The organism is Neptunomonas antarctica, assembly GCF_001305295.1.
In the GTDB taxonomy this organism is placed as follows: Bacteria; Pseudomonadota; Gammaproteobacteria; order Pseudomonadales; family Balneatricaceae; genus Neptunomonas; species Neptunomonas antarctica.
The window spans coordinates 701,257-726,321 of the sequence record NZ_LJSI01000053.1 but is presented as its reverse complement, the minus strand read 5'-3'; the positions used below and the strand labels follow the sequence as shown (position 1 = coordinate 726,321).

The window sequence follows — 25,065 nt, the reverse complement described above, 5'->3', positions numbered from 1 at the left end:
GCGACAGGCAGCTTCAAAATCGTGCTATCTATTTATGTTGAGTATTTATAGATCAGTTTTTCTTTTGGTTATATAATCATTTACATACATTTACATTTGAATATACAAATGTAAATGTCATTCTTTCCATCGTTTCTTTGCATTACTTACTTTGGAACCACTATGACTCACAAAATTTTTCATAATCATGAGTCGTAATGACGCACCTAAAAGTTCACCTGAAAAGTGCTGGTAAAAAGTTCTCCTGATAAGCACCTCTAAAAAAGAACCATCAATAGGACAATAAAAAATGGGTCGTAAAAAAGTAGCCATCTCAGGTCAACTCGCTGATATCGACTTACGTCTGCTCAGGGTGTTCAAAGCCGTAGTCGATGCTGGTGGTTTTACTGCGGCTGAAATTCGTTTAAATCTAGCCAACTCCACTATCTCGAACTACATTTCCGACCTCGAAACCCGTTTAGATATGCGTCTTTGTGATCGTGGTCGCGGCGGTTTCAGCCTGACTGACCATGGCCTGGTGGTTTACAATGCTACCCTGGATTTACTCGGTGCTATGGAGCAATTTAGCCAGCGTGTTAACCATTCACATAATCGTATCTTCGGGCATCTTCATCTGGGTTTCGCCGAACATATGCTAGGCGCTCACAACTCCTGTATTGTCGACGCCGTGAGTAGCTTTTCAGAACAAGCTCCTGACGTCCGTGTTCAAATTAGCACAATGGCATCTGATGAAGTCACGACCGCAGTGCTGGATAAACAAGTCGACATCGGCATTACTGTTTTGCCGCATGCTTATCCCGAGCTTGATACCCTTAAGCTCTTCGACGAAGAGATGCAGCTTTACTGTGCAAAAAATCACCCTCTTTACAACAGAAAGTCTGCGGACATCTCCCGAGAAGAGCTGCAACAATATAAATTTGTTGAATCCCCCCGATTAATGCCCGGCAGAGAGATTTATCCAGACATGAAACTCTGGAATAAACAAGCTAAAGCACACCATCAGGAAGCCCGTGCAACTTTAATTCTCAGCGGCCACTATTTAGGCATACTGCCCCGCCACTTAGTGAGTAGCTGGGGCTTAACTGATCAGATCAGTCCATTGCTGATTGACACTTACGGCTATTCGAACACCTTTACAGCCATCAGACGCAAGAAACACAGCAATGAGACAATCAGCGCTATTTTCTATGAGTGCCTGCTGCAGTCCATTAATAATAGCCAGACAAACTGATCCATCATTAGTCTCCCATTAATGTCCATTACTCATCACGAATGACGAACACGGAACAATCAGCATGGCGCACCACCCTTTCTGCAGTAGACCCAATAAAGTAACTGCTAATGCCTGGCCGCTTAGCCATCATCAGAATAGCATCTGAATGCAGCGCTTTGGCTTCCTCGACAATATGATCATGTGCTGCCCCATTACGAATATGACTCGCGCATGTGACATGCGCCGGAGCCAACGTATCGATATGATGCTGAAGCCGCGCTTTAGCCGCTTTTTTATGCTCAGCGTAGGTGGTTTCATCAAGGTAAGGATAGCTTCCCTGGTGCACCAGGCTCTGATCTACATACAACAGATCAATCTTTGCTTTGCTACTGCCGATGAGTAGTACCGCCGCCTCCATCAACCGAGACAACTGCTCTTCGTGGGCAAGGTCTACTGGAATCAAAATATTTTTAAACATAATTTTTCCTTTTTAACCCATTACTTTATTGGGCAACCAAAGCACTATTTCGGGAAAGACCATACAAATAATCAGCACTACTAAATTAAGCAAAATAAAGGGCGTCACTGATTTATAAATATCCCCCATGCCTACATCGGGTGGCGCGATACCTTTGAGATAAAACAATGCAAATCCATAAGGTGGCGTCTGTACTGCAATCAGAATATTGATAATCATCAACACGCCAAACCAGATCGGGTCATAACCTAAGGCGACGGCAATCGGAGTGAACAGAGGTGCGCACATCAGGACAATAATGAACTCATCAATGATGAAACCCAGAAACAGCATAATGATCTGAAACATGATGATAATCATGATCGGAGGTAGATCAAGCCCGTTAGCAAAGTCGGCAACCATGCTCTGAACGCCCATCAACAGATGAAAGTTACTGAACACCGAGGCACCAAAAATGATCCACATCGCAACACTGACCAGAATCGCCGTCTGCAATCCAGCCGACTGAAACATTTCCATTTTGAATCGTTTAAAAACAATGGCCAGAACAATAGCACCGACGACGCCGATCGCTCCCGACTCGGTAGGCGTAGCAATACCCGTAATAATACTACCGAGTACCACAACGATAAGCAGAATCGCAAAAAAACCGTCACGTGCTGTTATGAATTTCTGCTTCGTAGTCAACGCAACAACACCTTCCTGCTCTTCTAATAAAGGCGCTTTATCCGGATTAAGACGGCAACTGACAATAACGTAGGTGACTAGCAGACAGATCATCAATAATGCAGGTACCATCGCGCCCAGAAACATCCGACCGACAGAATTATGCGTTGTTGCCGCAAACATGATCATAGGAATACTGGGCGGAATCAAAATACCCAGACCGCCACCCGCCATAATCACGCCTAAGGCCAGGCGTTTGTCGTAACCACGCTCAAGCATTGGCCGAAGCGCAATACTACCGGAGGTCATAATCCCGGCACCTATAATACCGACCATAGCACCAATCATTGAGCAGACAGCGATCACGCTGATGGCCAGTGAGCCTCTTACTTTACCAATCAGCATCTGACTGGCATTGAACATGGCATCACCGATGCCGGACTTCGTCAGCAATTGCCCCATATAAATATAGAGAGGAATAGCCAAGAGAATAAAGCTGAAATAGGTTGCCTCAATCGTGGAAGGGATAATGTTGTAAATTCCCTCACCCCAGGTCAGATAACCGATAATCATGGCGATACCACCTAGCGCCAGACCTACCGGTGCACCTAATGCAAAAAACGTCAGAATACATACCAATAATACGCCGGTTAATAATTCAATTCCCATCATCACTCTCCTGCTCAATTAGCGCCTTACCGGTAAACAGGTAATACAGATCAAGTAGCATATCGCGGCCTAACTGCGCCATAAACAGCCCACAGGCAACCATCAGCATCACCCAAAAATGATACATAGGGGGGGCCCATTCACTTTTTCGGCGATAATCAAACTCAATGGCCTCTTCAAACTTACCAAAACTCATTTTGAAAATAACCAGTAAAAAGAAAATACCCAGCGCAAAAGACAACAGATTGAACACACAACGCGTTTTGTGCGATACGGTTACATAGAGAATATCAACATTAATATGCGCCCGCTTTTGCTGTGCATAGGCGCCTCCTAATGCGGCAATATAACCAAATAAAAACAATGAAAGATCAAAAGCCCAGATAGTAGGCTTGCCAAGAACATATCGAGAGAACACTTCGTATGCGACTACAAAAGCCAAAAAAGGCATCAAGTAGCCCGCAGCTTTGCCTGTCAGCATCACAGCCATATCAATACTGCGGCATACCGTCCTTAAGAAAGTGATAACCATAAAAACACCTATCATAAAAAAAGAGGTGATAAGCTAACTCATCACCCCTTTTATATTTAATCAAATTTATTGATTCTTTCTAAGAATATCGATCAACTGTTTACTATAATCATCCTGCGCTGAGTATTCATCCCATAAAGTAGCACCTGCCGCCGCCCATGCTTTTTTATCAGCATCGCTTGCTGCCGGGCTCCATAACAATCCGTTAGCTTCCATGTCTGTGACCGCTTCAGTTTCCCAAAGCTTAGACTTGGTCAACTGCTCCTGAGCATGATTTTCTGTAGCCTTTCGAACTACCGCCTGCAAATCCTCTGGTAACTTATTCCAGGCATTACGATTCACAATAATAGGTAACACCTGAGCGCCAGCCAGAGGCATTGGGTACATATACTTGGCAACTTCAACATGATTACCATCACGATGGTCAATCAAGTTACTGCCGATAGAGCCGTCAATAACACCGGTAGCCAAGCTCGTATAAATTTCGCTCCACGAAAGGGCTACAGGGGATGCTCCCAGGTTGCGCAGGAATTTACCATAAGCACCCGGCGCACGAATCTTCAAGCCTTTAAAATCGGCTACTGAATTGATTGGATTTTTAGTAATGATATAAACCGGTGTCTGAATGTACGGTTCAAGCCACACCAGGCCCTGCTCCCCATAAGCCTTTTCAAGGATCTCGCCCCAGCCTTGGTCATGGAACAATGCCTTCAATTTAACAGGATCATCCGTGCCGCCTGGTAAACCTACTTCTACCACACCTACCGGAAGCTCACCGGCATTCATTGGCTGAAAAGGCGCACCCATGGTGATAAGTCCTGCTTTAACCGCCCCCAGCAGGCCTTCGGTGGAAACGCCTTCACCCGAGTAAAGAACCTGTACCGCAATGCGTCCATCAGACATCGTTTCGATATCTTTAGCCAAGCCTTCATACACAGCACCAAAAGCCGTGCCACGAGTATATAAATTACTAAAACGCCAGTTAAACTCAGCGGCAGAGGCATCAGCAACAGCGCCTAATCCCAGAGTAAACGCCAATGCAGCGACAGAAAACTTTTTCTTCAAACCTAGTGTTTTTTTATTCATCATTATTATCCGGTAATTTTTATTGGTTGTTTTTCAAAAAATTTCACGTGGAGGTATTAAGATCCTACAGATAAGTCCCTAAAATTAAATTCCCGTGGATCTACGTAAAGGTTTATTTATCATTACGTATAAAATACACTTAGTCTGTATAGCATGTGGGTTACTCATTGATTTCTAATACTTTAGTCAAATCGTTTTGAATCCCAACAACATGCTTATTACCTTAAAAGAACTGCATCAGAGAAGCCGTAAACACTATGAAAACTTTTTCTCTGGGTCAGATTGGCGACCATGAAATTAAGCAGCTTAAAGTTTTTAAGACTGTGGTTGATTGTGGCGGCTTTAGTGCGGCAGTCACCCAACTCAATATCAGTCGCCCGACTATTAGTAGTCATATAGCCAATCTGGAATCCCGGCTCAACCTTACCCTGTGTAAACGCGGCAGGTCAGGATTTTCACTGACCAAAGAAGGCGCTGTGATCTATCAACAGACCGGCCAGCTACTAGAGATGTTAGAAAGCTTTCGTAACACCATTAACAGCCTCAGCACCAGCCCTTCAGGGCAACTTAAAATTGCTCTTAGTGATACCTTCAGTCTTGATCCACGTTGTCGTTTACCTCAAATAATTCAGGCATTTTACCAACAAGCACCCGATGTAGAATTGTCAATCGATGTTGAACACATCCGTGATATGGAAAGAAAAGTACTCAACGAAGAACTAGACATTGCATTTATCCCCTACCATCGTCAATTGGTAGGACTGAATTACATACATCTATTTACCGACAATAATTATCTGTACTGTGGTAGAGACAACCCACTCTATGACTTACCTGAAGAACTGATAACCGAAGCACTTATCAATTCCTCTCGTATGGTCCATGCAGGACTTAAACCACACGAAGAAATGTACCAGCAACTATCCAGCATGCACCTTAAAGGCAAGTCTTATCACTACGAATCACGGATTGCTATGGTCTTATCCGGTCAATACATCTGCTTCCTTCCTGAGTATGTAGCCAAACCTCATGTAGCCTGTGGTGACTTGAAAGCCATAGCCATCAACAGCAAGTTTTTCGCGCTGGGTGTTGCCGTCATCAGTAAAAAGTCAGCCCAACCGAACCGAGCTAAAGACCTCTTCATAAAAACCAGTAACAGCGTTTTTATTGGTGCGGAAACCATCGCGCCTTACTGATCATTACAAGATCATTTTTTTAAACCCCTCTCTAAATAAAAATATACCCTACTAGGTATATCCACAAATACTCCCTGCCAAGTATCGTAGACAGCATCTTAAACTGAGATTAGGAACCCTCTATTTCATTCGAAATAAAAGGCTCCGAATCTTTTGCTTTAACTTCGTAGCCAATAGCCGCCTTATCAAGAATAAGGCGTTACACAGAGGTTCAATATGGCAGCACCATCTCACACTACGTCTTATTACGCCGCCTCGGCCAACGATAAGAATATTCGCCCCGCACTGAACGAGCAAATCAGTGCAGATATCTGCGTTATCGGGGCAGGATACACAGGGCTTTCTACCGCACTTCACCTTGCAGAGAGCGGCTTTAAGGTTGTTGTACTTGAAGGCAGCCGCATCGGGTTTGGTGCGTCAGGCCGAAACGGTGGTCAGATTGTGCACAGTTACAGTCGAGACATCGATTTTATCGAGAAAAATTACGGTAAAGAAACTGGCACCGAGATGGGAAAAATGGCCTTCGAAGGCGGCAGAATCATCCGCAATTTCATCAGCAAATATAATATCCAATGCGATCTTAAAGAAGGTGGCATTTTTGCCGCCTGCAATACTAAACAACTGCATGAAATGGAAAGCAAAAAAGCCCTGTGGGAAGCGCATGGCCACACCCAACTTGAGATGCTCAGTGCTGATAGCATTCAACAGCATATCGGTTCGAAACGCTATGAAGGCGGCTTACTCGATAAGAGTGGCGGTCATTTTCACTCCCTTAATTTAGTCTTGGGCGAAGCGGCTGCACTGGAATCCTTAGGCGGTGTAATCTACGAAGACTCAAAAGTTACCCGCGTTGAAGAAGGATCGAAAGTCAAAGTACACACCAGTACTGGCTGCGTCACTGCAGATTTTGTTGTGGTTGCCGGTAATGCTTATCTGGGTGACCTGATTCCTAAACTTGAACAAAAGGCCATGCCATGCGGTACGCAGGTCATTACGACAGCACCCCTGAGTGACGCACAACAAAAAGAATTGTTACCTCAGGATAATTGCGTTGAAGACTGTAACTACCTGCTGGATTACTATCGGTTATCCGGTGATGGTCGTCTGATCTATGGCGGTGGTGTAACTTACGGCGCCCGCGAACCGGATAAGATTGAGTCTCTGATCGTGCCCAACATGCTAAAAACTTTTCCTCAGCTAAAAGGTGTGAAAGTTGACTACGCCTGGACAGGCAACTTCCTCCTTACCCTGATGCGACTGCCTCAGTTTGGTCGAATTGGCAGTAATATTTATTACGCGCAGGGCTATAGCGGCCACGGCATCACCTCTGCTCACCTCGCCGGAAAAGTATTGTCTGATGCCATTCAAGGCCAGGCAGAACGTTACGATATTTTTGCCGGTTTACCTCAGTACCCATTCCCGGGCGGACGTGCTTTACGTATTCCATACACAGCAATGGGCGCTTGGTATTACACCCTACGGGATAAGTTTGGCATCTGAACCGAGGCCAACGACCTAACGGCTAAAAAATTATAAAAAATAGACTAAGGTGTTTCTATGAGTACCGATTTTGCTCCGCCGCTCGCTGAAAACAGCGCCACTATTGATAGCGAAAAAAGGGTCGAGAGTCCCCAGAAATGGATACTCTTCTTTGTCGCCATTATGGCATTTTTTGCCTACCTCTCAACACAGCATGTTGAAGGTGAATCCTATGGTTTTTACAGCTTGCTGCCTGCACTACTAATTCTGTTTGTTGCAGTGATCACCAAAAAGCCATTAGAGTCTATTTTTGCCGGGATTATCGCCGGCTTGTTATTACTCGACCCTTCTAACGTGGTCAGCGGTTTGGGCGACCTTTCACTATCCGTCGTTATGAATGAAACCATTGCCTGGATTGTCTTAGTCTGCGGCATGATGGGCGGCTTGATTAATATGCTGGAGCGCGGTGGCAGCGTGCTCAGTTTTGGCCAAATGCTCGCCCGCCGGATCAAAACACGACGCGGTACAATGTTAACCACCTGCGTGTTGGGCATCATGGTATTTATCGATGATTACCTCAACTCTCTGGCCGTGTCAGCTTCGATGAAGAACCTCACTGATCACTACAAAATTTCCCGCGAAAAGCTGGCCTTTTTAGTGGACTCTACCGCAGCTCCCGTCTGCATTCTGGTACCGGTATCAACCTGGGCTGTTTACTTTGCAGCGCTATTAGAAGAAAACGGCGCTGCCGCTGAAGGTAAAGGCATGTCACTGTATATCGACTCTATTCCTTATATGGCGTATGGCTGGTTAGCACTCGTGGTGGTATTTCTGGTAGCCGCCGGAGTTTTGGGTGATTTCGGCGCAATGAAGCACGCCGAAAAACGTGCTCAGGCGGGCCAAACGATACCCCCGGGCATTCTGATCGACGGTTTCGACACATCCAACATGAAGAAGACTTCATCATCGGTAGGCCTGATGAACTTTCTGCTACCCATGGCCGTATTAGTCGCCGCCAGCCTTTACTACGATATAGACCTGTTGCTGGGCGCACTGGTTGCCTCCCTGTTTACCATGGTGCTGTATTTCTGGCAGCGCTTGCTAAGCTTTTCTCAACTGGTTGACGCTATGCTGGATGGTTTTAAAGTCATGCTTCACCCCATTGCCGTGGTATGTGCAGGCTTTATGGTAAAAGAGATCAATGATCAACTGGCCATGACGCCATACATCATAGACTCTCTCACGCCCTACCTGTCAAAAGAGCTGTTACCTGCATTAGTATTCGCTTCAATGGCGGCGGTTGTATTCGCTACGGGTTCCAGCTGGGGAGTCTTTGTCGTTTCTCTGCCGATCGTTATCCCGATGGCTATCACTTTCGAGATGTCTATGCCGCTGACGGTGGGCGCGCTGTTATCCGCCTCTGCCTTTGGTAGCCATGCCTGTTTCTTCAGTGACTCAACCGTACTGTCGTCTCAGGGCTCCGGCTGCACACCCATGCAACATGCGTTAACACAAATTCCTTACGCACTGATCGCCGCCGCGCTGGCGTTTATTTCCCTGCTGATACTCGGCTTTGCTATGGCCTAACCGCCTGTTCAGCTATCTGCCTATGCACCTACAATGCTTCTTTACTGATGACTCCCTAACGGGAATCTTAGTAAAGAAGCATTAACTCTTTACCCTCAGTGCTGTTTTATGACCTCTCTACTGACACAATTATCATGACTCAAGGCAACTACAATGATCATTAAATCTCCTCGTACTGCCACGATCATGCTCTTACTGGTCAGCTTATTCTGGGGAATAGAATATGTACTGATTGATCTCGCTGTTGCCAGAATTCCCTCGCATACGTTTAACGCAATCCGCTTCGCTTTAGCGGCGCTATGCTTGCTTCCTTTGTTGTGGTTTTCACAAAAAACCACTAAACCGCTGCCATACAGCTCACTTATACGCGCTGGTATGTTATTAGGTTTACTCCTGTTTATCGGATTTTATACACAAACAGAAGCGCTGCGTTTCACCTCTGTTTCTAATGCCGGTTTTATCACAGGTCTCAGTGTGCCATTGGTACCACTGCTCGGTTTACTGCTGTTTCGCAACGCGGTAAAAAAATCGGTGTGGTTAAGCGTAATAACGGCCACTATCGGCCTCTATTTACTCACTATTGGTGAACACCTGACATTCAATAAGGGTGATACGCTGGTACTTATCTGTGCGTTTGCTTTCGCTATCCATATTATTCTAACCGGTCGCATGGTCGATAGCCTGCCGGTTATTCCGCTGAGTATCGTTCAATTGGTTGCCGTGTCTGTCTACAGCACAAGTGCCGCCCTCCTCAGCCCGGATCCAGCCTTCTACTTTCCGGAAGCGGAGCCTATTAGCTGGCACCAACAATTGCTGACTCCGGTCATTATCGTCGCTGTACTTGTTGCCGGGATTCTTGGCACCGGATACGCTGTTTGGGCACAATCAGCCAGCCAAAAGCTACTTAAGCCTCATAAAGTAGCACTGATTTTTGCGGCAGAACCGGTGTTTGCACACATCTCCGCCTGGCTATTTTTAGATGAAACCCTGGGCGAAAAAGGAATGATAGGTGCAGGATTGATCATAACCGGAATGCTCATTGCTGAACTGAGCGACAGAAATCATCCTCCTCAGATGCGCCCACTCGATAAAACAGCGGCACCTGAATAAGCTTTATCCCGGAAGTATCTGAGATAGCGATCAAAGCACAGGAAATTACTGACAATATTACTAGAGAGATTGCTAAGACAATAATGCGCGAATGTTTTGTACAGGTGAGTTATTTGATGGTATGAATGTCAGCACACAACGAATCCAAATGATTAATTTCACGGCCCATTTCCCGTGTAATATTAATAAGAAAAATCACAAAATCAGCGGGATACTTTTCACAGATTTGATGGAATAACTCCGATGATACTTCGAGCAGGTAACCCGGCTTTTCAATAACAGCATAACCTCTGCGTTCATGCAGCCCAATCATTCCCACAAAACCAATCTGCTCTCCTGGGTTAAAGCTGCGAATATAGATACTTTTGTCACTTTTTTGTCGTGAAAAACCAACGCGACCACTCAATACGATATAGAAATTACCTGACCCTTCACCCGGTGAAAATAATACATCACCCTGTTCACACTCATATATGTGACCCTCACTGAGAAGAAACTCAAGGCACTCCTGCGTTAACGCCCCGAACATCGATAATTCCCGACAGACATCGTATGAAAAAACATCCTGTAAGCCTGAACTTGAGTAGTTGCGTAATTGCATAACGGCCACCTAATAACGTACTAATAACACTATAGCTCATTAGCATTACAGAGCCAGACACGCACAGTATTCTTGTACCTATTATCTAATAATCTCGCTCTGCCTATCATAGTTTTCTATCTTGCTACCTAGAGCCCATTTACGACCATCTACTGACATAACCTTCCAGAATAACCATCCTGATGTTTTAAAGAGATATCGTTATTTAGATTATAAATCATTAGATAATCTATTAGACCAAGGAATGATTAACCCAGTTCTGTACCAACAGACAAATCCCCTCTATTATGTTAAAAAAAATCCTAATAAAAATAACTTATATAAGCTAAAGCTAAACTTATTGTTCACTCAACATATGCTTAATAGGGCATCGCATTAACTAAGGATACAGCCGTGAGTAAAAAAAAGTTTAAAGGCCAACTCGGTGATATCGATCTCCGTTTGCTGCGAATCTATAAAATAGTTGTCGAGTGCGGTGGGTTTTCCGCTGCAGAAGTTGAGCTGAATATTAGCCGGGCGGCCATTAGCATCGCAATGTCTGATTTGGAAAGCCGACTCGGATTCCGTCTATGCCAGCGCGGTCGTTCAGGTTTCGCTCTCAGCGAAGAAGGAGAACACATTTATAACTACACGCTGCAACTACTCTCCTCGCTTGAAGATTTCCGAACACAGGTAAACACGCTGCACACTCATCTCAAAGGTGAACTTAATATCGGTATCACCGACAACTTAGTAACCATGCCACAAATGCGTATTACTAATGCCCTGTCTGCACTTAAAAAACAGGGCCCTGACGTTACTGTTAACATCCATATGAGCCCTCCCAATGAGATTGAAATAGGCGTGCTCGACGGCCGTTTACATATAGGTATAGTGCCAGACTTACGACCATTAGCCGGGCTTACTTATCTGCCTTTGTACCAAGAAGAATCTCAACTTTATTGCTCGAATGGCCATCCATTATTCAGCACACAAGAGATCGACTATTCTGACCTCAATACATGGGATGCTGTTGTGCCTGCCTATGCGCAAACACCTGAAATTAAAGCGCTACACCAGCAACTTAACGCGACCGCCACTGCTACCGACAGAGAAGGCATTGCGTTTCTGATTCTCACCGGTTGTTATATCGGCTATTTACCCGTACATCTGGCCGAACATTGGATTCAGGCAGGGAGGATGCGGCCATTGCTTCCTGAAAAAAACAACTACTCAACGCTGTTTTCGGTAATCACTCGCAAAGGAGCTCGCTCTAATCTGGTACAACAAACCTATCTCGATTGTTTGGCCACTGATGCACCACGGCCTCTTTGAATCGGTAAAGTGGTGCATACAGCAGAATAATACTCACTTATCTGTAAAATAAGAGTTTTTTGATTCGACCATATCTTATTTTCAAAAGCTTACTATGATATAAAGCTCCACGATTGGACTCAAAAGAGAGATTTATTCCATGCTATTTAACTCCGCCGAGTTCATCTTTGTATTTTTTCCTATTGTTCTCTTTGGCTTCTTTTGGATAGCCAACCGTTTCGGCAACGAATCAGCCATACTCTGGTTAGTACTAAGTTCCTTATTTTTTTATGGTTGGTGGGACCCTAGCTATCTTCTTATTATCCTTAGCTCTATGGTATGTAATTATCAGTTAGGGCGATATATCTATAATCTTAAAAGCAAATGGCTGCTAACGGCCGGGGTAGCAGGCAACCTTTTTGTTTTAGGGTATTTCAAATATGCAGGTTTTTTGGTTTTCAATCTCGCCTGGTTAACCAACAGTGACTGGTCTATAGAGAATATTGTTTTACCATTAGCCATATCCTTTTTTACATTTCAGCAAATTGCTTACTTAGTCGACTCATACAAACAAGTTACCGAAGAATACCGCTTTATTCATTACGCTTTATTTGTGACTTTTTTCCCACAATTAATAGCGGGCCCTATCGTCCATCACAAAGAGATGCTGCCACAGTTTCAAAGTGATAATGCGTTTCGGATCAGTGCTACTCATATAGCGATCGGTATCAGTATTTTTGCTATTGGGCTTTTTAAGAAAACGGTAATAGCAGATGGTATGGCCGACTATGCCAACCCTATGTTCAATGCAGCGGATGCGGGCTCTGCTCCTGATTTATTGCTCGCATGGTCTGGCATACTCGCTTATACCTTTCAAATCTATTTTGATTTCTCGGGATATTCAGACATGGCTCTGGGCTTAGCCCGCATGTTTGGTATCATCCTCCCTCTAAACTTTTACTCTCCTTATAAAGCCCGCTCTATTTCAGAATTTTGGCGGCGCTGGCACATTACACTATCCCGCTTTCTCAGGGATTACATATACATTCCCCTCGGAGGAAACCGTAAAGGACAAGGCTACCGCTACCTGTTCCTTATAACGACTATGCTATTAGGTGGATTGTGGCATGGAGCAGGCTGGAATTTTGTTATATGGGGCGCGCTCCACGGAGGTTATCTAGCTGTTCATCAAGGATGGCGGTTAGTAAGCGAACGCCATACCTGGTTGCAACTACATGCGTCTGTCGCCTGGCTTATCACTATGCTGGCAGTCATCGTTGCATGGGGGTTTTTCCGTGCCACAAGTTTTGATGGTGCATTAAGTATTTTGCAAGGAATGTTAGGACTCAACGGTGTATCGATACCAATGGCCATACTCGCTCGCTTAGGTGAGACTGGTATTATGCTCCAATCATGGGGTATTACAGGCTACCACGGTGGGGCAAGCCATTTAGTAACGGCTTGGATCTATTGTCTATTACTTATCCCTGTTGTCGTTTGTCTGCCTACTGTACAAGACCTCTTTCGCCATCACAGAGCATCGCTAACAAATACCGAAGAAACAACTGGGACTGGTTTTTGGATTGCTCCACAATTTATTCGTAAACTGGCATGGCAACCGGCATTAATATGGGCGAGTTATTCATCATTACTATTCATCATTGGCCTGATGACACTTGGGCAAGTCAGTGACTTCCTCTATTTTCAGTTTTAAGGGACAGTATGAACACATATCTAAAACAATTTTCTACTGTCACTGTTGTATTGCTATTAGCTATCGCTTTATTAAACTGGGCAACAGACCCATTTGCTGTCTGGCATAACCGCTGTGTAGAAGGTTTAAACTGCCATAAAACAGAAGCAGGAGAAAAAATCTATCTGACAAAAGCCTACCAATGGCGGCACGTTAATCCAGATATAGTGATATTAGGCAATTCCCGACCGGAGTTAGGCGTTAACCCTAACAGCCCTTTTTTCAAAGACAAAACAGTATATAACCTTGCAATAAGAGGTGCGGGGGTTGGCACACAAGCCGAATATCTAATAAACTTGCTGGAAAATAGCACGCCAGAACGAGTGATATTAAGTGTCGATTTTCTAGACTTTCTTCAACGCTCAACCTCCAGAGTGAACTGGCCACCTAAGCCTTCTCCTAGCTCTAATATGCCATTAACATTATTACAACAGCCCAACCCTTATTACTTTAAAAATAATGTTAAAACGCATTTAGCGACTCTCTATTCGCTGGACACCACACTCGCAAGTATTAACACCCTTATTAGCCAACGCCAACAGACTAACTACACAACCCTTGAAGGCTTCAATCAAGCACAGGGCTTTATACCTATAGTTAATAATGAGGGCACGCGTGCTCTCTTCGAGCAAAAACGACAAGGGCTACTTAAAAGGCTTGGTGGTAAATCATTTAGCCTCACAGACGATGCGGGGCAATCCAGCAGTCTGAATTCTTTAAAAATACTGATCGATACGTTAAAGACTAAAGGAATTAAACTCGATCTGTTTATCAGCCCCTATCATCAGCGCTATCTTGAGATTATCAACCAAACCGGCCATTTCGAACTGTATTTAGCATGGAAGCAAGAGTTAGTTACTCAACTATCAGCTCTGGACTTTTTCGCTAATGGATATCTATTAGACTTCAGCGGTTTTAACCGCTACACCCTTGAAACGGTACCCGAAGGACGTGGTAAATTCATGAAATGGTACTGGGAACCCTCTCACTACCGTGAAGAGCTAGGCGAAGTTATTATCGAACATATTTTATCTGAAAATACTGAATTCAGACTCACACCAAAAAATATTACGCGGCGCCTTGCTAAGGAGCGACTCACGATAGACGAACAACTGAGCACGCATACCAGTAAAGATTAACGTCCGAACACAATAAAATGTCTACCTCATTGGCTATGCTGGCTACTACTTCCTGCTATGACGATGTGGACAAGGCTACTCGCTTTCAAACCCAATGCAGCTAACGAGTTTGACGTACTATTCTTTGCAAGACTATTCTTTGCAAGAACTATGATTTGAACATGAACTATTAAAAGAAGGCATAAAAAATGGCAGGAATCTGAATCAGAAACCTGCCAAAAAGATAGGACATGCAAACCAGTAGATCAGAGGAGCCGGCACTTAATAATAAGCAGTCACTCCTCATTTAACATTTAGCTAGGAAAAGCGAACGAAACGCCTTCACGCACACCGCTTGAAGGCCAGCGCTGAGTGATGGTTTTACGTTTTGTGTAAAAACGTACCGCATCAGGGCCATAAGCATGCAGATCACCAAACAGTGAACGCTTCCAACCACCAAAACTGTGGTACGACACAGGCACAGGCAGTGGTACGTTAATACCCACCATGCCTACCTGAATATTGTCAGAGAAATAGCGCGCGGCTTCACCGTCACGTGTAAAGATACAGGTACCGTTACCGTATTCATGATCATTGATCAGCTGCATCGCTTCATCCATGGTATTAACCCGGACGACCTGTAATACAGGGCCAAAGATCTCTTCCTTGTAGCTCACCATCGACGCTGTTACGCCATCAATCAGTGTAGCGCCTACAAAAAAGCCTTCTTCATAGCCGGCTATTTGAGGATGACGTCCATCAACCACAATCTTACAACCATCCGCTTCAGCACTATCGATATAACCGACCACTTTCTGCTGATGCTGGCGGGTAATCACAGGACCAAAATCATTACTGCTCTCGGTGGCTACACCGACTTTCAATGACTGCATCGCTGCACTCATTTTAGCCACCAGCGCATCAGCGGCATCATCACCTACGGCGACGGCTACTGATAACGCCATACACCGCTCACCAGAAGAGCCAAAGGCAGCACCTAGCAACTGATTGACAGCATTATCCATATCCGCATCGGGCATAACAATCGCGTGGTTTTTAGCGCCACCTAATGCCTGACACCGTTTACCATTAGCGTTAGCCGTGGTGTAGATGTATTCAGCAATAGCGGTTGAACCAACAAAACTCACCGCTTTAACACGCACATCAGTCAGCAATACATCAACGGCCTCTTTATCGCCGTTAACCACGTTCATAACACCGGCGGGCAAACCCGCTTCTAGCAGCAACTGAGCAATGAACAGAGTCGCCGTTGGATCGCGTTCAGAAGGCTTCAATACAAAGGTATTACCGCAGGCAATCGCCATCGGGTACATCCATAGCGGTACCATCGCAGGAAAGTTAAACGGTGTAATACCCGTTACCACACCTAATGGCTGAAACTCACTCCATGAATCAATGTTAGGACCAACATTTTTGCTATGCTCACCCTTTAATAGCTCGGCAACACCACAAGCATACTCAACATTCTCAATACCACGCTGTAATTCACCTGCGGCATCGTGGCTTATTTTTCCGTGTTCTTCGCCGATCATCTGGCAAATTTTGTCGGAATTTTGTTCCAGCAATGCTTTAAAACGGAACATCACAGCCGCTCGCTTACCCACCGGCGTATTACGCCATGCTGGAAAAGCAGCTTGTGCAGCAGCAATCGCTTCTTCTACGGTTTCTTTGGATGCCAGAGCAACCTGTTTAGTTGCCAAACCTGTTGCCGGATTAAAGACATCTTGTGTTCTTGCAGCGTCGGCTCTGTTCTCACCGTTAATTAAATGGCCTACCGTAATCATCGTATATCCTCACACTATTATTATTTTGAAAAGCCTTAGGCTAGCTCGTTAATCGATTCACCTACGGCATTAATCACGTTATCGATCTCTGAATGCTCAACAGTAAACGGTAAGCCCAGCTGAATAGTGTCGCCACCGTAACGTACATAAAAGCCTTTTTCCCAACACTTCATCGCAATCTGATAAGGACGCAATGCCGGCTCGCCCGGCGCAGATTCAATCGTCAGCGCACCCGCTAATCCGTAATTACGGATATCAGAGATGTATTGAGTACCTTTCAGGCTATGTAACATCTCCTGAAACTGAGGAGCCATAGTTTTGACTCTCTCAACCAGCTTGTCTTGCGCCAAAATATCCAACGAGGCAAGACCCGCAGCACACGCCACAGGATGAGCAGAATAGGTGTAACCATGCGGCAGTTCCACCAGATAGTCTGCACCACCTGCTTCCATGAACGTATCATAGATTTCTTGCTTAGCAACCACAGCACCCATCGGAATAACACCGTTAGTCAGCTGTTTAGCCACTGTCATCATATCAGGTGTTACACCAAATTCTTCTGCGCCGGTATTGGAGCCCATACGCCCAAAGCCGGTGATCACTTCGTCAAAAATCAGCAGAATATTGTGTTTATCACAAATTTCACGCAAGCGTTTCAGATAACCTACGGGTGGCGGAATCACACCGGCGGAACCGGCCATCGGCTCAACAATAACGGCAGCAATATTGGATGCATCGTGTATCGCCAACAAATTTTCCAGTTCATCTGCCAGATGGGCACCTTGTTCAGGCATGCCTTGAGTAAAAAGATTTTCTGGAATCATGGTATGTGGCAAGTGAACAGCATCAATACCCTGGCCATAAATAGCACGATTGGCACCTATGCCACCCACGCTGATTCCACCCCAGTTCACGCCGTGATAACCCTTAGCACGGCCGATAAAACGTGTTTTATTGGCCATGCCTTTTTTACGCCAAAATGCACGGGCAATCTTCAATGCTGTTTCAACAGATTCTGATCCGGAACCGGTAAAGAAGACGCGATTGAGTCCGGCAGGCATTAACTGAGTGATACGATGAGCCAATTCGAAAGATTTCGGGTGACCGAATTGGAACCCAGGCGAATAATCCAGCTCTTTAACCTGACGGCTAACGGCCTCAATAATTTCAGGGCGGCTATGTCCGGCACCACAGGTCCAAAGGCCCGACAGACCATCAAAAATCTTACGGCCACGCGCATCGGTGTAATAGTTACCTTCAGCAGACACTATCAGACGTGGGTCTTTCTTAAAGTCTCGGTTGCCGGTAAATGGCATCCAGTGAGCATCAAGCTGCTCCTGAGATAAACCACAAAGGGCCGGATCGTCGTTCTTCTTATTCATTACTCGCCACCTCATAGATTATATAAAGTCGATATCAGCTTTGCCGAAATAGATTCTATTGCAATAGGTTCTGTCTGATTTATTGAATACAGTAGAATTCATTATGACCAGACTGTTAAGTTATTAAATACAAATATTTTTAACTTATCTTAAGTATTCACTTAACTATTAACCAGCGACTACCTTAACCCGCAAGCAGAACCAACAGCCCCATCGTGTGTTTGGCTTAACCGGCCACAGCGAGAGGTAGAACAACGCAGGAGAGTTACCGGGAAGATCAGCATAAATCCGATAGGCTGCTAGCTAACGACGATATCACAGTGCCGTTTGGCGGTTTTAAATAATCAGGTAACAGCCGGGATAATGACAGAATATCAAGCTTTGGATGCCAGATGATGATGTAACAGAGTACAGACCATCATACGTAGATCGGCGAGGGTGCGTTTTGCCCGATCTCCTTTCTGGTTAACAACGACCAGAAAAATACTGTGAGTCATTTCCAGATAGATCCTGGCAAGACGTTCACGCTCTTTCAGGTGGCGTTGAATGCCCATACGTTTGAAGAGCACAGCCATTCTGGAAATAACCAGGTCATCATGCTGATTATCCAACTCCCTCAGCGCAGGTACAGAAAACATCGCCTGGACCAGCGTTAAGATTGCCTTCTGCTTTTTATATACTTTGAGGTTAATAGCCAGCATCCGATCCACCAACTCATCAACGCTTAGTGATTCGACGGGCCATTGGTCAATCTCATTTAGCACCGTTTCTATGCCTTCCAGCCAGCGTAGCGCCATGGCATAAAGAATCGCATGTTTATTAGGAAAGTAGTGATATAAAGACCCAATAGAAATGCCCACTTCTTTAGCGATGAGAATCGTATTCAGATCATCAAACCCAACCCGCTCCAGTAATTCGCCGGTAACGTCGATGATCTGTTTTGAACGCAGCTTAGAGCGACCCTGCACCGGCGCATTGCGTGGCGATAAATCCTGTACTTTTCCTTTTTTTTGAACAGTAACTGAATCGTCCATGGTCTTCAGATGTTTGATATTATGTGGCATAGCATCTCGTTTATTATCATGATGAAGCAGCACTAATACACCATCAGAAAAATTTATCACGTAATGAATAATACAGCATACCCGCCACTAACCCAGGCCAGCGTAACAATGTACCTCCGGGAAAGTCTGGCGTCGGTACTTTAGCAAACAGATCAAACTTCTCTGCAGTTCCACTCACGGCTTCGGCCATCAGTTTACCTCCCAGCGTTGCTAACGCGACGCCATGACCCGAATATCCTTGCGCTACAAACAAATTTTCTTCAATACGATCAAAATAGGGCATACGGTTAAGCGTAATCGCCAGCGTTCCACCCCAGCCATAATCGACCTTCACATCCGCCAATTCAGGATAGACCTCAAGCATGTACTTTCGCACAAAACTGCCAATATCCTTTGGAAAGTGAGTAGTGTAGTTTTCACCACCACCCCATAACAAACGATTATCCGCTGATAATTTAAAGTAATTAATCACAAACTTTGAATCAGCAACCGCCACATCATCCCGATTAATCTTACGACATAACTCATCACTTAAGGGTTCAGTTGCTAATATAAAGTTGTTAATCGGCATGATCTTAGCGGCAACCCGTGGTTCAAGATCACCCAGATAACCATTACAGGCCAATAAAATATAACGTGCTTTAACCCTACCATGAGCAGTATTAACGGTTGCATCAGCACCCCCGTGGTAATCGGTCACACGGCTGTTTTCATGGATAATCACACCGGCACGCACCGCCGCATCCGCCAGCCCAAGCGCATAATTGAGTGGATGAAGATGCGCACCTTGTGTCCAATACTCTCCGGCATAAAAATGATCAGTGCCCAGCATCGCCTGCACTTCGTCTTTGGGCAGATAGTGAATGGCGTCATACCCAAGAATCCGCTGTTTATGTTCAACTGATCGGCGTATCGCGCTGACATGCGCGGGCTTCGCCGCCACATGTAATATCCCTTGCTTAAGATCACATTGAATATCATGTTGTTTAATCAACTGTTTAACTAAATAAACTGACTCAATCGACATATCCCATAATGCCTTAGCCGCCACATCACCTACTTTTGCCTTAAGCGCTTCATGCCCCATATTATGCCCCGGACAGACCTGACCCCCGTTACGTCCCGAGGCACCCCAGCCTACGCGCTCGGCTTCCAGCAGAGTCACCGTATAACCTTTTTCCGCCAGATGCAGCGCAGCCGAAAGTCCGGTATAACCGGCACCGATAATACAGACATCAGTACTGACTTCTCCTTTAAGCTCTCCCCTAAACTCACGACCGAACCCGCTAAGCAATTCTGGCGAATCGTCTTTTCTGTTTGCCGAGTCAGTATAATAAGATGATTCATATCCAGCCAAACTCATTGAAATGACTCCTTTTTTATTCTTACAGCAATCGTCATTCTCACTATTTTCATGCATTAATCATCATTCGTAAATGTATAAAAAATACATATAAAACCGAATAATACTTCTAATATAGATGACTGACAAGCGCCATTTTCCTATTAAATTTTCATGAATAGTTAATATTTTGTTGATTTATAAGAATCATTAAAATACTCTTAAAACCGAATAATAATTCGGCTTATAAAAACATTAGACACATCTGATATAATAAACATCTTGTTGATATGGCCCCCTGCCACAAGACAGGATAAAAAAAATAAGACACAACCAATTAAAGGTGATTTATGGAAGCCGTAGAAAGGTTTCTCAAAGAAAACTTCATAACAGAAGTAGAATCAACCCTGCCCGATATGACAGGTAATCCGCGTGGTAAATTTTATCCCACGAAAAAGTTTCTCGCTGAAAAAGGAGGGCGTATACCTGAGACCCTGTTGGTACAAACTGTCACCGGTGATTGGGCAGATAACCATTACGATATCGTGGCTGCGAGTGACCGGGATATGATTCTGGTCCCCGACCCGAATACACTGCGAATTGTTCCCTGGGCCGACGAGCCTACCGCGCAGGTCATCAATGACTGTTATGACACCGAAGGCGGATTACACCCGCTATCTTCCCGAACGGTGCTTCGCAAAGTACTGGCCCTCTATGAAAAAGAGGGACTGCAACCGGTTATTGCGCCAGAAGTTGAGTTCTATCTGATTCAGAAAAACATCGACCCTGATTACGAACTCAAACCCGCGACGGGCCGGTCCGGTCGTCGCGAAACTGCTCGACAGTCATACAGTATTGATGCTGTTAACGAGTTCAACCCTATCATTGACACGCTTTATAGCTATTGCGAAGCACAGGGGCTGGATGTCGACACACTTATTCATGAGTCCGGCGCAGCCCAAATGGAGATCAACTTTCTCCACGGCAACCCACTAGAACTGGCCGATCAGGTATTTATTTTCAAGCGAACACTGCGTGAAACCGCACTGAAGCACGGTATCTATGCAACCTTCATGGCCAAGCCGATGCAACATGAACCCGGCAGCTCTATGCATATCCATCAAAGTTTGGTTGATGTAAAAACCGGTAAGAATATATTTATTAAAGAAGACGGTAATTACAGCGATTCGTTTTATAACTATCTGGGCGGGCTGCAGAAATACACACCCAATGCGATCAGTTTTTTTGCCCCTAATGTTAATTCTTACCGCCGCTTCACACCGGACACGTCCGCACCCGTCAACATGAAATGGGGAATCGACAATCGCACCACCGGGCTACGTGTACCCATAGCGGAGCCAGAAGCCACGCGTATCGAAAATCGTTTCCCCGGGGCGGATTCCAATCCCTATCTTGCCATAGCGGCCAGTCTGGCCTGTGGATATCTGGGCCTCAAGGAAAAATTACGACCCACTCACCCCACCTACGATGCTGCCGCAGAAGAGGGCGACACCATTGAGCTGGCACGCTCACTAGAAGAAGGTTTACGTTTGCTAGAAAGCTGTCCTGAAATAAGAGAGATCATGGGTTCTCGCTTTGTTGATGCCTATATAGGTGTCAAACGGGCCGAGTTCGAGACATTTCACAAAGTCATCAGCTCTTGGGAACGTGAATTTCTCCTATTGAATGTGTAAGCAATCCTAACAGCCGCCATGCTCATTACTCTGAAAAAGACTAATGAGAGCGGCGTCGTATAAACACAATAATTAAAATCTAAACCAAGTAACGATGAGAGGAAAACACCATGAAAAGCACTTTACCCTCGCGTTTGAAACAGACTATTTCAGCCCTGATTTTTGGCTTAGCTGTCACAGCACCCGCCGCGCAGGCGGACGAAGTATTAAAATTCTTTAACTGGTCAGACTATATCGCCGAAGACACTATCGAACGCTTCGAAAAAGAGACCGGCATTAAAGTGATAGCCGATGTTTTCGATAGTAACGAGGTACTCGAAGCTAAAATGCTGGCGGGAAGTTCAGGATATGATTTGGTAGTACCTACCTCTTCATTTATGGGACGCCAGATACTGGCAGGTGTTTTCCAACCACTCGATAAAGCGCAGCTACCTAACAGCAAGCACCTCGACCCCGAACTCCTCACCTATTTAGAGAAAGTAGACCCGGGCAATCACTACGGCATACCTTATCTATGGGGCACCACCGGGCTAGGCTATAACCCTGCGATGGTCAAAAAAGCACTCGGCGAAGATGCACCTGTTGATAGTTGGGATTTAGTATTCAAGCCAGAAAATATGAAAAAACTGGAAAAGTGCGGCGTGATGTTTCTGGACTCTCCTGACGAACTCTACCCACTCGCCTTAAACTATCTTAAGTTAGATCCTAACAGCAAAAAAACAGCCGATTACGCATCAACAAGCGCCGCATCTACCTTGCTCAAAAGCGTACGCCCTTATGTTAGACAATTTCACTCTTCGCAGTATATAAACGCTCTCGCCAATGGCGATATCTGTGTGGCCATTGGTTGGTCCGGAGATATCATTCAGGCACAGGATCGTGCCGCAGAAGCGGATAACGGCGTAGCTATTGTTTATAGCATTCCCAAAGAAGGTACACAGATCTGGTTTGATATGCTGGCTATTCCTGCCAGTGCTGATAATGTCAAGAATGCTCATACCTTTATCAACTTTCTGCTACGGCCCGATGTTATCGCTGACATTACCAACTATGTTGCCTATGCCAACCCGAACATGGCCGCTACCGCTCTGCAGGATCAGGATATCTCCAACAATCCCGGAATTTACCCTTCAGCGGAAGTTAAAAAACGCTTTTATCCGGGAAATGTCCGCGGAGTAAAAATCGAGAGATTATTAACCCGCTTCTGGTCAGACCTGAAAACAGGTCGTTAAGTTAAATCAAAGAAGCTTTTGGTACACATTAAAATCACCAACTAATACACTCGTAGGCAGCCTTAAAACTGCTTTACGAGTGTTATAAACGCCAGCCCCAATAATTCAAAAACCTTGGAAAATCACGCATATCAGAGGCATCTCTGGCCCACGGTTTAATGCTGGTATAAAAGCGCGGCACAGACTGCTCCGGTGTGCCATAACGCTTATCAATACCCACATACCTATCCAAAGCCCACCAACTCACCAACAAAAACTCAAACGGTTTCGACACATCACGCACATACCCTTGACGTGCACCCGATGATTCAAACATCGAAACCTGCCGCCCGCTTTCAGGTAACATTAATTCATCCAGCGCACTAACCGGCTTCAAAACCACCGGCTTTACCGCGTATTGAGAAGCCAGCTTTGCAAGCGACTCTATCTCCAGATGGATTACACGATGCGTTCCATCGTGTAAGTAAATTACTAATGTCTCATCAGCAACACCTGAAAATGAAAGCAAACCCGGTAAAGTAGCGCCATATACAGCTTGCGACTCTATATTCCAGCGTTCAGGGTATGCCTTTTCTGGCAAATAGTTCGTCGGCACTATCGCCAGATAACAACCACAGGTATGAAGCGTACTAATGAGCACCGGTTCCTGCTGATTATTGAATGTAACCACCAACAATAACCCGACATTCTGGCCAGCGGTCAAATTAAAAGGCAGCAAGCTGAAAGGCACTTTCTCAAAATGAATCCGGTATATAAGATTTGTATATTGTCCGTTAGCGGTATCAAAGGAACGCGTGTCAGTATAAACAACCCCCACATCAGGATTAATCCTAAGCCGAACCTTGCCGTCTTTTTCAGCAACCTCTGGCTGGCCAATACGATTATAAGAATGAGTTGGTCGCTCGCTGACAATAATCGGCATATAACGCGCAAGATCACCAGACCCTGAAGCAACGAACGCCTCGCCTGGCACATTTTTATCAAAGGTTAAGCGGGCACAGCCCGCCAACAAAAAAACCATGATAACGATACAAATTTTTAGCCGTGCAGGACACTGAGTCATACGAACAATCCATGATAACGAAGCAATACATCATCGCTGATCTTAGCAAATAGCATCAAGATATTCATCGCCAGAATTCATGGTTTATCCAAGGGCTGACCTAGCGACAACAAAATCTCATTTAATAGATAAACCATGTTTAAAATACCCATAAAAAATCAAATAGTTATTAAACATTAAATTTTATTAAGCTGTTTTTTGGTTTTTTTAAACTTGATGCCTACTTATTAAAGGAGGATTGTTAAGTTATTCGGTATTTAAAAGACATGTGTCATTATTCTAAAGTTTTCATTCACTGTATTTCTGATATAGCGTTGACAATTAACATGATGAAAAATAATACACTTGATAAAATTTCAAGAATTAAAAATAGAAGATCCACTAAAATTCATATTAAAACCCTAAGTATTTCTGGATTCTTCTTATTTTTAACAGCTTGTACACATTCACCTAGCGTGACTCAACTCAGCGACAATTATTTTATGATGTCGAACTCTAACATAGGATTTAATACGACACAGTCCGTCGCAAAATATGAACTCATTAAAGAAGCAAACGCACACTGCAAGTCTAAAAACAAACTGTTAGAAGTAACTAAAATAACGACTACTGATAGAGTTCCGTTTAGATATGATGCTCACGCTGAAATTGAGTTTACGTGTATAAGATATTAATCATCAAACATGCACCAAGTTAACAATC

Annotated in this window: 20 protein-coding genes; 10 read left to right on the top strand and 10 right to left on the bottom strand. The window is 44.7% G+C overall.

Translation table 11 applies throughout. From position 1 onward, the window contains the following. The first annotated feature begins 289 nt into the window (after window positions 1-289). Window positions 290-1,231 carry a LysR family transcriptional regulator gene (locus Nant_RS18085; protein WP_054343023.1) on the top strand — a complete coding sequence of 314 codons (942 nt, stop codon included), beginning with the start codon at window positions 290-292 and terminating at the stop codon, window positions 1,229-1,231. A 28-nt stretch (window positions 1,232-1,259) separates the two neighbouring features. On the opposite strand, the gene Nant_RS18080 is transcribed toward Nant_RS18085, so the two are convergent. The 4 genes from Nant_RS18080 to Nant_RS18065 all read right to left on the bottom strand — a co-directional run bounded on the left by Nant_RS18080 (window position 1,260) and on the right by Nant_RS18065 (window position 4,644). Further along, window positions 1,260-1,691, bottom strand: a complete 432-nt coding sequence (locus Nant_RS18080; protein ID WP_054343022.1) for a universal stress protein — start codon at window positions 1,689-1,691, stop codon at window positions 1,260-1,262. Window positions 1,692-1,703: 12 nt separating this feature from the next. Next, complete coding sequence (locus tag Nant_RS18075) at window positions 1,704-3,026, bottom strand: TRAP transporter large permease (protein ID WP_054343021.1); 1,323 nt, start codon at window positions 3,024-3,026, stop codon at window positions 1,704-1,706. Further along, the gene (locus Nant_RS18070; protein WP_054343294.1) at window positions 3,016-3,558 is read right to left on the bottom strand and encodes a TRAP transporter small permease subunit; all 543 of its coding nucleotides are present in this window, start codon (window positions 3,556-3,558) and stop codon (window positions 3,016-3,018) included. Before Nant_RS18070 ends, Nant_RS18075 begins: the two co-directional genes overlap by 11 nt. Window positions 3,559-3,624: 66 nt before the next feature. Next, entirely contained in the window at window positions 3,625-4,644 is a 1,020-nt protein-coding gene (locus tag Nant_RS18065) for a TRAP transporter substrate-binding protein (protein ID WP_054343020.1), read from the bottom strand. A gap of 257 nt (window positions 4,645-4,901) precedes the next feature. Here Nant_RS18065 and Nant_RS18060 point away from each other — a divergent pair, with 257 nt between their 5' ends. The 4 genes from Nant_RS18060 (at window position 4,902) to Nant_RS18045 (ending at window position 10,016) form a co-directional block, all read left to right on the top strand. Further along, the gene (locus Nant_RS18060) at window positions 4,902-5,840 is read left to right on the top strand and encodes a LysR family transcriptional regulator (protein WP_054343019.1); all 939 of its coding nucleotides are present in this window, start codon (window positions 4,902-4,904) and stop codon (window positions 5,838-5,840) included. Window positions 5,841-6,056: 216 nt separating this feature from the next. After that, window positions 6,057-7,340 (top strand): NAD(P)/FAD-dependent oxidoreductase, encoded by a 1,284-nt coding sequence (locus Nant_RS18055; protein WP_054343018.1) that lies wholly within the window; start codon window positions 6,057-6,059, stop codon window positions 7,338-7,340. Between the two features lie 57 nt (window positions 7,341-7,397). Next, the gene (locus Nant_RS18050; RefSeq protein ID WP_054343017.1) at window positions 7,398-8,906 is read left to right on the top strand and encodes a Na+/H+ antiporter NhaC family protein; all 1,509 of its coding nucleotides are present in this window, start codon (window positions 7,398-7,400) and stop codon (window positions 8,904-8,906) included. Window positions 8,907-9,059: 153 nt separating this feature from the next. Continuing rightward, complete coding sequence (locus Nant_RS18045) at window positions 9,060-10,016, top strand: DMT family transporter (RefSeq protein ID WP_054343016.1); 957 nt, start codon at window positions 9,060-9,062, stop codon at window positions 10,014-10,016. A gap of 109 nt (window positions 10,017-10,125) precedes the next feature. On the opposite strand, the gene Nant_RS18040 is transcribed toward Nant_RS18045, so the two are convergent. Further along, window positions 10,126-10,617 carry a Crp/Fnr family transcriptional regulator gene (locus Nant_RS18040; RefSeq protein ID WP_054343015.1) on the bottom strand — a complete coding sequence of 164 codons (492 nt, stop codon included), beginning with the start codon at window positions 10,615-10,617 and terminating at the stop codon, window positions 10,126-10,128. Window positions 10,618-11,010: 393 nt separating this feature from the next. On the opposite strand from Nant_RS18040, the gene Nant_RS18035 reads away from it, so the two are divergent. From Nant_RS18035 to Nant_RS18025, 3 genes are all read left to right on the top strand, one after another. Continuing rightward, the gene (locus Nant_RS18035) at window positions 11,011-11,931 is read left to right on the top strand and encodes a LysR family transcriptional regulator (RefSeq protein ID WP_054343014.1); all 921 of its coding nucleotides are present in this window, start codon (window positions 11,011-11,013) and stop codon (window positions 11,929-11,931) included. Between the two features lie 139 nt (window positions 11,932-12,070). Beyond that, window positions 12,071-13,624, top strand: a complete 1,554-nt coding sequence (locus Nant_RS18030; RefSeq protein ID WP_054343013.1) for an MBOAT family O-acyltransferase — start codon at window positions 12,071-12,073, stop codon at window positions 13,622-13,624. Between the two features lie 8 nt (window positions 13,625-13,632). Beyond that, window positions 13,633-14,802: a hypothetical protein gene (locus Nant_RS18025; protein ID WP_054343012.1), complete on the top strand. Its 1,170-nt coding sequence runs from the start codon at window positions 13,633-13,635 to the stop codon at window positions 14,800-14,802. 293 nt (window positions 14,803-15,095) lie between these two features. Here Nant_RS18025 and Nant_RS18020 read toward each other — a convergent pair whose 3' ends face one another. The 4 genes from Nant_RS18020 to Nant_RS18005 form a co-directional block, all read right to left on the bottom strand. Further along, window positions 15,096-16,586, bottom strand: a complete 1,491-nt coding sequence (locus Nant_RS18020) for a CoA-acylating methylmalonate-semialdehyde dehydrogenase (RefSeq protein ID WP_054343011.1) — start codon at window positions 16,584-16,586, stop codon at window positions 15,096-15,098. Window positions 16,587-16,621: 35 nt separating this feature from the next. Continuing rightward, the gene (aptA, locus tag Nant_RS18015; RefSeq protein ID WP_054343010.1) at window positions 16,622-17,968 is read right to left on the bottom strand and encodes an omega-aminotransferase AptA; all 1,347 of its coding nucleotides are present in this window, start codon (window positions 17,966-17,968) and stop codon (window positions 16,622-16,624) included. Between the two features lie 374 nt (window positions 17,969-18,342). Next, window positions 18,343-19,032 (bottom strand): TetR/AcrR family transcriptional regulator, encoded by a 690-nt coding sequence (locus tag Nant_RS18010; RefSeq protein ID WP_238377187.1) that lies wholly within the window; start codon window positions 19,030-19,032, stop codon window positions 18,343-18,345. 43 nt (window positions 19,033-19,075) lie between these two features. Then, the gene (locus tag Nant_RS18005; protein WP_054343009.1) at window positions 19,076-20,395 is read right to left on the bottom strand and encodes an NAD(P)/FAD-dependent oxidoreductase; all 1,320 of its coding nucleotides are present in this window, start codon (window positions 20,393-20,395) and stop codon (window positions 19,076-19,078) included. 329 nt (window positions 20,396-20,724) lie between these two features. On the opposite strand from Nant_RS18005, the gene Nant_RS18000 reads away from it, so the two are divergent. Next, window positions 20,725-22,068, top strand: coding sequence for a glutamine synthetase family protein (locus Nant_RS18000; RefSeq protein WP_054343008.1), 1,344 nt, complete (start codon window positions 20,725-20,727; stop codon window positions 22,066-22,068). 110 nt (window positions 22,069-22,178) lie between these two features. After that, on the top strand, window positions 22,179-23,300 hold the full coding sequence (locus Nant_RS17995) for an extracellular solute-binding protein (protein WP_054343007.1): 1,122 nt from the start codon (window positions 22,179-22,181) through the stop codon (window positions 23,298-23,300). A gap of 82 nt (window positions 23,301-23,382) precedes the next feature. Here the strand turns inward: Nant_RS17995 and Nant_RS17990 are convergent, their stop codons facing one another. Then, entirely contained in the window at window positions 23,383-24,363 is a 981-nt protein-coding gene (locus Nant_RS17990) for a hypothetical protein (protein ID WP_054343006.1), read from the bottom strand. Window positions 24,364-25,065: the final 702 nt, after the last annotated feature.